11 protein-coding genes and 1 pseudogene are annotated in these 6604 nt (G+C 54.7%); 4 read left to right on the forward strand and 8 right to left on the reverse strand.

Annotation, left to right across the window (positions count from 1 at the left end; translation table 11 throughout):
* The 6 genes and pseudogenes from Q1M04_RS15750 to Q1M04_RS15775 all read right to left on the reverse strand — a co-directional run.
* A partial coding sequence (locus Q1M04_RS15750) for a sigma factor-like helix-turn-helix DNA-binding protein (RefSeq protein WP_300448784.1) occupies nucleotides 1-532 on the reverse strand: 532 nt, incomplete at its 3' end.
* Nucleotides 533-544: 12 nt separating this feature from the next.
* Nucleotides 545-1306: pseudogene (locus Q1M04_RS15755) on the reverse strand (transketolase); the annotation flags it as partial.
* Nucleotides 1264-1533, reverse strand: a complete 270-nt coding sequence (locus Q1M04_RS15760; protein WP_300448787.1) for a redoxin domain-containing protein — start codon at nucleotides 1531-1533, stop codon at nucleotides 1264-1266. The gene Q1M04_RS15760 and the pseudogene Q1M04_RS15755, both read right to left, overlap by 43 nt.
* Before the next feature lie 14 nt (nucleotides 1534-1547).
* Nucleotides 1548-2765 (reverse strand): MalY/PatB family protein, encoded by a 1218-nt coding sequence (locus Q1M04_RS15765; RefSeq protein WP_300448790.1) that lies wholly within the window; start codon nucleotides 2763-2765, stop codon nucleotides 1548-1550.
* Between the two features lie 80 nt (nucleotides 2766-2845).
* Nucleotides 2846-4051, reverse strand: a complete 1206-nt coding sequence (locus Q1M04_RS15770; protein ID WP_300448793.1) for an amidohydrolase — start codon at nucleotides 4049-4051, stop codon at nucleotides 2846-2848.
* A gap of 50 nt (nucleotides 4052-4101) precedes the next feature.
* A complete protein-coding gene (locus Q1M04_RS15775; RefSeq protein WP_300448796.1) occupies nucleotides 4102-4779 on the reverse strand; it encodes an aminotransferase class I/II-fold pyridoxal phosphate-dependent enzyme in 678 nt (225 codons plus the stop codon).
* Between the two features lie 13 nt (nucleotides 4780-4792).
* Between Q1M04_RS15775 and Q1M04_RS15780 the strand changes: the two genes are divergently transcribed.
* From Q1M04_RS15780 to Q1M04_RS15795, 4 genes are read left to right on the forward strand one after another with little or no spacing between them, the layout of a single operon-like run.
* On the forward strand, nucleotides 4793-4927 hold the full coding sequence (locus tag Q1M04_RS15780) for a hypothetical protein (protein ID WP_300448836.1): 135 nt from the start codon (nucleotides 4793-4795) through the stop codon (nucleotides 4925-4927).
* Between the two features lie 21 nt (nucleotides 4928-4948).
* Nucleotides 4949-5413 (forward strand): hypothetical protein, encoded by a 465-nt coding sequence (locus Q1M04_RS15785; protein WP_300448839.1) that lies wholly within the window; start codon nucleotides 4949-4951, stop codon nucleotides 5411-5413.
* Nucleotides 5407-5775 (forward strand): hypothetical protein, encoded by a 369-nt coding sequence (locus Q1M04_RS15790; RefSeq protein WP_300448841.1) that lies wholly within the window; start codon nucleotides 5407-5409, stop codon nucleotides 5773-5775. The genes Q1M04_RS15785 and Q1M04_RS15790 overlap by 7 nt, the downstream gene beginning before the upstream one ends.
* 18 nt (nucleotides 5776-5793) lie before the next feature.
* Nucleotides 5794-6099 carry a hypothetical protein gene (locus tag Q1M04_RS15795; protein ID WP_300448843.1) on the forward strand — a complete coding sequence of 102 codons (306 nt, stop codon included), beginning with the start codon at nucleotides 5794-5796 and terminating at the stop codon, nucleotides 6097-6099.
* A gap of 142 nt (nucleotides 6100-6241) precedes the next feature.
* Here Q1M04_RS15795 and Q1M04_RS15800 read toward each other — a convergent pair whose 3' ends face one another.
* Both Q1M04_RS15800 and Q1M04_RS15805 read right to left on the reverse strand, forming a co-directional pair.
* Nucleotides 6242-6445, reverse strand: coding sequence for a helix-turn-helix domain-containing protein (locus Q1M04_RS15800; RefSeq protein ID WP_300448846.1), 204 nt, complete (start codon nucleotides 6443-6445; stop codon nucleotides 6242-6244).
* On the reverse strand, nucleotides 6417-6604 hold a 188-nt coding region (locus tag Q1M04_RS15805), incomplete at its 5' end, for an RNA polymerase sigma factor (RefSeq protein ID WP_300448849.1). The genes Q1M04_RS15800 and Q1M04_RS15805, both read right to left, overlap by 29 nt.

Here is a 6604-nt window from a genome sequence, read left to right on the forward strand (position 1 = left end):
TTTTCAAGCCGCTCAGAACAGACTCACGGACAGAGCTTTTGTCCACGCCCTCGGCCTGGGCAATCTCCCGGTAGGTCATGCCGAGGATAAAGTGAGCGTCCACCCTCCGGCCCTGGGTTTCCGGCAAGCTGTTCAGCGCGTTCCACAGACGGCAGAACCGCTCCTTGAGCTCCAGCACCTCGTCCGGGGTGAGCTCACGCAGGCAGGCGGAATATTCGATGCCGTCATCCGCATCCAAGGAATAGTATGCTTTGCGGATCTGCTCGTAAGCCCGCCCCGCCGCGAACATGGCGAAGGTGGACACAAAGGGGACCAGCCCCATGGTGCTGAGGCCCGCGGCCACGCCAACCATATTGGCCTCCGCAATGCCGCAGTCGAAGAAGCGGTCGGGGTACTCCGCTTTGAACATCGCGGTCTTGGTAGCGCCGGCCAAATCCGCGTCCATAACGACCAGATTGTCCACCTGGGCACCTAACTCCTTCAGCGCGTTTCCGTAGCTGTCACGGGTCGCAACTTTTTTCACATCAGCCATGGTGACACCTCCTCAAATCTTCTTGCGGGCTTCGGCCAGCTCGGCCAAGCCCTGGGCCAACTGCTCGTCATTGGGGGCCTTGCCATGCCACCCAGCCTGGTTTTCCATGAAGGATACGCCCTTGCCCTTGACCGTCCGCATGAGAATGACGGTGGGCTTGCCGCTGCCCTTGTTGGCGTGGAACTGCGCAAAGGCGGATTCCAGCGCGTCATAGTCGTGTCCGCCGATCTCTACCACATGGCAGTTGAACGCCTCGAATTTTTTGTCCACAGGGTTCGTGTCCATGACATCGCAGGTTTTGCCGTCAATCTGGAGCCCGTTGAGGTCTACGATGATGCAGAGGTTATCCAAGTGGTAGTGGGCGGCGAACATGGTGGCTTCCCACACCTGACCCTCGGCCAGCTCACCGTCGCCCAGCAGGGTGTACACATTCACGTCCTGATTCAGATACTTCGCACCCTTGGCCATACCCACGGCGGCGGAAATGCCCTGACCCAAGGAGCCGGTGGACATATCCACGCCCGGCGTGGTGTTCATGTTGGGGTGGCCCTGGAGATTGGAGCCGATGTGCCGCAGGGTGAGCAGCTCCTCTGTGGGGAAGAAGCCCTTGTGGGCCAGCGCGGCATACAGGACCGGGGCGACATGGCCCTTGGAGAGAACGAAACGGTCACGGGCGGGGTCCTTGGGGTTCTTCGGGTCGATACGCAGTTCCTCGTTATAGAGATACGTTATCAGCTCCGTGGCGGACAGGCTGCCGCCAGGATGACAGGATCGGATTGGAGAACCACAAGCAACTGCCCGCCCGCAGCCTTGATGGTATCGTACTCAGCTGCGAACTGCTGCATATCATACTGACACAAGGTGCAGCCGAAATAGCGCAGAAACAGCACAGAGGTTTTTCCCTGTATCCTTCTGGCGGTTTCCGCCATAGTTCGGTCCACCTCGAAGGGCGTGACAAAGGTAAAGTTGGGCATCTTGCCGCCCACGGTCAGCCTTGACATAGTCATGGCTCCTTTCAGACGTTGAAAACGTACTTGTCCAGCCGCTCAAAGGCTTCCTTCACCCGGCTCAGGGGCAGGGCGAGGTTCATGCGCAGGTGGCAGGAGCCATGGAACATCCGCCCATCCTGAATGGCGACGCCCACGTCCCACGCGGCCTTTTCCACTTCGTCGATGGTCTTGCCGTGCTTCTCGCACCACTCGGTGCAGTCCACAAACAGCATATAGGTTCCCTCGGGCCTTGCGACCTTAACACCCTCGAAGTGTTCCGCAATATATTTGCAGGCATAGTCCACATTGCCGGAAAGCGTTTCGCACAGCTCATCTGTCCACTCATAACCCTCGGGTTTGTAAGCGCCAATCAGCGCGTGCATAGAGAGGACATTTGCATCGTTATAATGCGGTAAAGAGGACTCCTTCAGCACCCGATCCCGGAGCCGCTTGTTATAAATGATGTGGTAGCTGCCTACAAGTCCCGCTAGATTGAAGGTCTTGGAGGGCGCGTAAACCGCCACGGTTCGGTTCCGTGCATCCTCGCTAATGCTTTGGGGTGGTATGTGTTTGTGACCATCCAGCAGAATATCGGACCAGATCTCGTCGGAAACAACATAGACATCATGCTTTTTGCAAAGCTCCATGAACTGTTCCACTTCCTGACGTTCCCAGACGCGGCCACAAGGATTGTGGGGTGTGCAAAACACGGCGGCGTGGATGCTGTTCTCCACAATTTTTTTCTCCATATCCGCAAAGTCCATGCGGTATGTGCCGCTCTCATCTTGTACCAGTTCACTGTGGACCATGTGGTACCCGTTATTGGTCAGGCTGTTGGTGAAGCCGATGTAAGTGGGAGAATGGATCAGGACATGGTCACCCTTGGAACAAAGTACATTTAGTGCGCTGATGACACCTCCTAAAACGCCGTTCTCATAGCCAATGCACTCCGCTGTCAGCCCGATAACGCCGTTTCGTTTTTCATGCCACCGAATAATGGCGTTGAAATACTCGTCAGTAGGCATAAAATAGCCATAAGCGGGGTGCTTGGCCCGTTCAATGATAGCCTCGGGAATGGTGGGGACCGTGGGGAAATTCATGTCGGCCACCCACATAGGGATGATGTCAAAGCCATCTTTCGGCGCAGTAGGTGCCATACCGGGATAGAGGCCATCCGCAACTGCATCCACGGCGGCGGCATCCTTATGCCGACGGTCCATAATACTGGTAAAATCATATTTCATTATTATCCGAATCCTTTCCAAAACGAAGGGTGATTCGCTGTTTAGACCGGCGTCTTCGGTTTGCTACTTTCTCGATATTCCTAAAGGTCATTTTCGCCCATCCATTCTATAGCGTAGCGGACGGTAGAGACTGCGCCGGTCTTTAATACCTTTTCGTTGAAGTCGAAATAAATGTTATGATGCTCCGCGCCAAAACCCTCGGACAAGTTTTTGATTCCCAGGAAGGCAAACACACCTGGGTACCGTTCCAACCACAAGCGGAAAGACTCTCCACCGTACCACGGGTCACAGTGAACTACTGTTCCAATCGGCAAGACCTCGTTGAGCACCCGGCTGGCAAGTTTTGAACAGGCGGCGTCTGTAATGGTAGGAATGCCGATTATGGACATCATCGGATCATACTCTACGGTGCAGTTATGGATGGCGGCTGTATGCTCTGCCGTTTGCTTCGCTAGCTGCTGCGCTTTCTTGCCCTCCTCCGCATCGAAGAAGCGGAATGTGCCCGCGATCCGTGCGGTTTCCGGGATGACATTTAATGCCTCGCCGCCCTGGAATATGGTGATACCCATAGTGACAGTCTTTCCGGCGGTCAGCTGCTGGGGAAAGGCCACTGACAGATTGTTGAGGAAACTGGCACCGCAAAATACTGGATTGACCGCCAAATCAGGCCGGGAGCCGTGGCCTCCTTTCCCGCGGAATGTCATATCAATCCCACAAGCGCCCGCCATTCGGGGACCGGGATCTACGCACATCTTGCCTTCTTCCGGGGCGGCATAGACATGGATAGCCCAGCAGGTGTCTACGTTGTACTTCTCCAAGGCCGCCAGCAGAGCAGCTACGCCGGAGTTGGGTTCTTCCCCTTCCTCGAAGCAAAACAAGACCGTTCCGTTCAGTTTTTCCTTCAAGCGGGTCAGCATCTGCATGGCACCCAGGAGCATAGCGGTGTGGGCGTCGTGTCCGCAAGCATGGCAAGTGCAGGGCTGCTCGGAATGGCAGGTGCGGGGACCGACCAGATTGGTCTCCGCCTCCTCCATAGGCAGAGCGTCAATGTCGGCACGGAGAGCCACCACCTTGCCGGGGCGACCAGTATCCAGCTTCACGATAACGCTGGTTGTGGGGACCTCCTCATAGGGCAGGCCCAGTTTTTTTGCCGCCTCAAGAATGAAAGCGTGGGTTTTGTCCTCTTTCATGGCTACCTCAGCGAAGGTGTGGACCTTCCGGCGGCAGTCAACCATATAAGGCTCATATTCGTCAGCTAATTTCAAAATTTCTTCGTTGATATTCACGGCGCTCAACCTCCTTTTTATCCTCAAAGAACTCTGTTATTTTACCTGGCTTACAGTTTTTCCCGGCGTTTCCTGCGTTTTCGCCAGCTTCGCACACTGACACAGGCTAAGATTGCGGCGATGGTGCCGACAATGGCTTTTTCCAGTTCCCAGCGTTCCCAGACCCGCCCGGCAGGGTTGTGGGGGGAGCAAAAAATCGCCAGATGGATATTGTGTTCTTTCAGCTTGGCGTCCATGTCCTCGTAATCCATCCGCCACACGCCGTTTTCGTCCAGCTTGAGCTGGCTATACACCGAGGTGCGGCCCAGGCCCTCCACATCTGCGGAAAAACCGATATAGACCGGGGCGTGGATCAGAATCTTGTCGCCGGGGGCGGAGAGCGTTTCCACCGCGCTGGTGACACAGCCATGGACGCCGTTTTCGTAGCCGATGTACTCCCGCTTCAAGTCCGTGTACCCGTTGCGCTTGGCCTGCCAATTGATGATGGATTCGTAATAGGAATCCCTGGGCCAGAAGTAGCCGAAAAGGGGGTGCTTGGCGCGGGCGATGATCGCGTCGGTAACGGCGGGGCAGGTGGCGAAGTTCATGTCGGCCACCCACATAGGAATCGCGTCAAAACCCTCTTTAGGTGCGTCTGGTTCGGCTCCCCAAACTTTGTTTCCGATGGAGTCCACCGCAGACGCGTCCATGCCATGGCGGTCAATGATGCTGGTAAAATCGAACTTCATTTAAACAACATCCTTGTATCGTACTCTGAAGCGCATGATCGAGCGCGGCCAGACTGACGGCATCGAGAGCAAGCTGGATATTTTCTACGCTGCCGGCAAGATTTCCGAGGCCGAGTATTCCGAGCTGATCGGGATGCTGAGCAAGTAATCCAACAGGAGGAAATGAATTTTGACTATCCAAGAGCTTTTAGCTGGCGGGGGCGGTCTGATTCTGCTCCTTTTGACGCTGGTGCAAATTGCCCCCGTCAAAATCAACCCTTGGTCGGCACTGGCAAAAACCGTTGGTAAAGCAGTTAATGCGGACATATCCAGCCGACTTGATGGTATTGAGGCTAAGCTGGACGGTCACATCACCATGGATGACCGCCGGACTGCCGACAGCCGACGTGCCCAGATTCTGCATTTTAATAACGAACTGCTACGACCTATTAACCACACCAAAGAGGAGTTTGTTGAGGTGCTGGCTAAAATCGACGACTACGAGCGGTACTGCGAGGAACATCCGGAGTATCCAAACAACCGGGCGGTTCTCGCCATCGAAAACATCCGGGAGGTCTATAAGGAACGCTTGAAGAAGCGGGACTTCCTTCAGGAGAGTCACGCCAAGGATGAAGAGGAGGGTGACGTATGCTGAACATCAAAGCAAAGGAAGTCGCGCCCATTGTGGAGCAGCCTGCTGATATTTCTGAGGACTGGCCGGAGGACGTCGTTGAAGAACCCACCCTCGACCTCTCTGAACCGAGCCAAAAGAAAGCGACCACTATGAAAATTATCGTGTGGGTCTGCCTGCTTAACGGTATTGCCTGGGTGTGGTGCAGCTACATCCTCGCATGGATGGGCAAGGAGCAGATTGCCGAGAGTTTATCTCAGGTGGCGCTTACCGAGATCATCGGCGTGGTGCTGGTGTACGCCATCAAGTCTGCCGTCGAGAACCTGAGCAAGAACAATTCATGGCCGGATAAACATGGCTCTGCTCCGCCTGATGGGGTCGGATAACATAAGGAGGAATCAAAAATGGAAAGTGTTCTGAACTGGTCCATGGTCATCAGCGTCATCGGTGTGCTGGTGGTGGTGACCAACATCGTCGTCCAGGTGCTGAAAAAGGTCACCTGGGACAAGCTGCCGACCAACATCCTGGCGGTCGCCGTCTCGATGGTACTCACGCTGGTGGCGTTCTTCGCCTACTGTCAGATCAAGGCTATCGCGGTGGTGTGGTATATGGTGGCCGCTGCGGTCGTGCTGGGGTTCATGGTGGCGTATGCAGCCATGTTCGGTTATGACAAGCTGATGGAGGCCATCGGCAAAGCTGGCAAACCGTAATTGAGAGCGGAAAAAGGTGTAGGAGAGTCGTTTATTCCTTGACTACTCCTACACCTTGACCGTTTAGGTCTTAAAAATACGGGACTTTGTGCTTCTATTATACCTCCATTTTTACAAAAATGAAAGCAATTCCTTATACTTCCTACCCATCAAAACGAAATTTGAATAGGGAAGCAACAAGCCGCTGTTTTATGCTGTCCTCGGTATCTCTGTCGATATGCCCGTTTTCAATGGCGGCAATTCGGATACGCTTGCTGTAATGCCGCAAAACCTCGTCCACGGCTTCCGGCTCTCCGCTGGTCGCCCGGACAATCGTTTCATAGGGCAAAAGGTTTGGATTCCCCATGTGAAAGCACCTCCATTTCTTTATGCAGGAGCTGTAAAGTCCTGCGGATTTGATACCCGGTCGTACTCCGGCAGCGTCCGTACATTTCCCCGATTTCCTGCTGTGTGTAATGCCCGAAAAAGTAAAGGAAAATAATTTCCCGGTTCTTCTCCGGCAAAG

It is taken from the genome of uncultured Oscillibacter sp. (assembly GCF_950073225.1).
Taxonomy (GTDB): Bacteria; Bacillota; Clostridia; order Oscillospirales; family Oscillospiraceae; genus Oscillibacter.

What these genes read in the sequence shown, in the direction of transcription:
- Q1M04_RS15760 (WP_300448787.1), bottom strand. Translation starts at nt 1,533, where the DNA reads ATGTCAAGGCTGACCGTGGGCGGCAAGATGCCCAACTTTACCTTTGTC.
- Q1M04_RS15765 (WP_300448790.1), bottom strand. Translation starts at nt 2,765, where the DNA reads ATGAAATATGATTTTACCAGTATTATGGACCGTCGGCATAAGGATGCC.
- Q1M04_RS15775 (WP_300448796.1), bottom strand. Translation starts at nt 4,779, where the DNA reads ATGAAGTTCGATTTTACCAGCATCATTGACCGCCATGGCATGGACGCG.
- Q1M04_RS15790 (WP_300448841.1), top strand. Translation starts at nt 5,407, where the DNA reads ATGCTGAACATCAAAGCAAAGGAAGTCGCGCCCATTGTGGAGCAGCCT.
- Q1M04_RS15795 (WP_300448843.1), top strand. Translation starts at nt 5,794, where the DNA reads ATGGAAAGTGTTCTGAACTGGTCCATGGTCATCAGCGTCATCGGTGTG.
- Q1M04_RS15800 (WP_300448846.1), bottom strand. Translation starts at nt 6,445, where the DNA reads ATGGGGAATCCAAACCTTTTGCCCTATGAAACGATTGTCCGGGCGACC.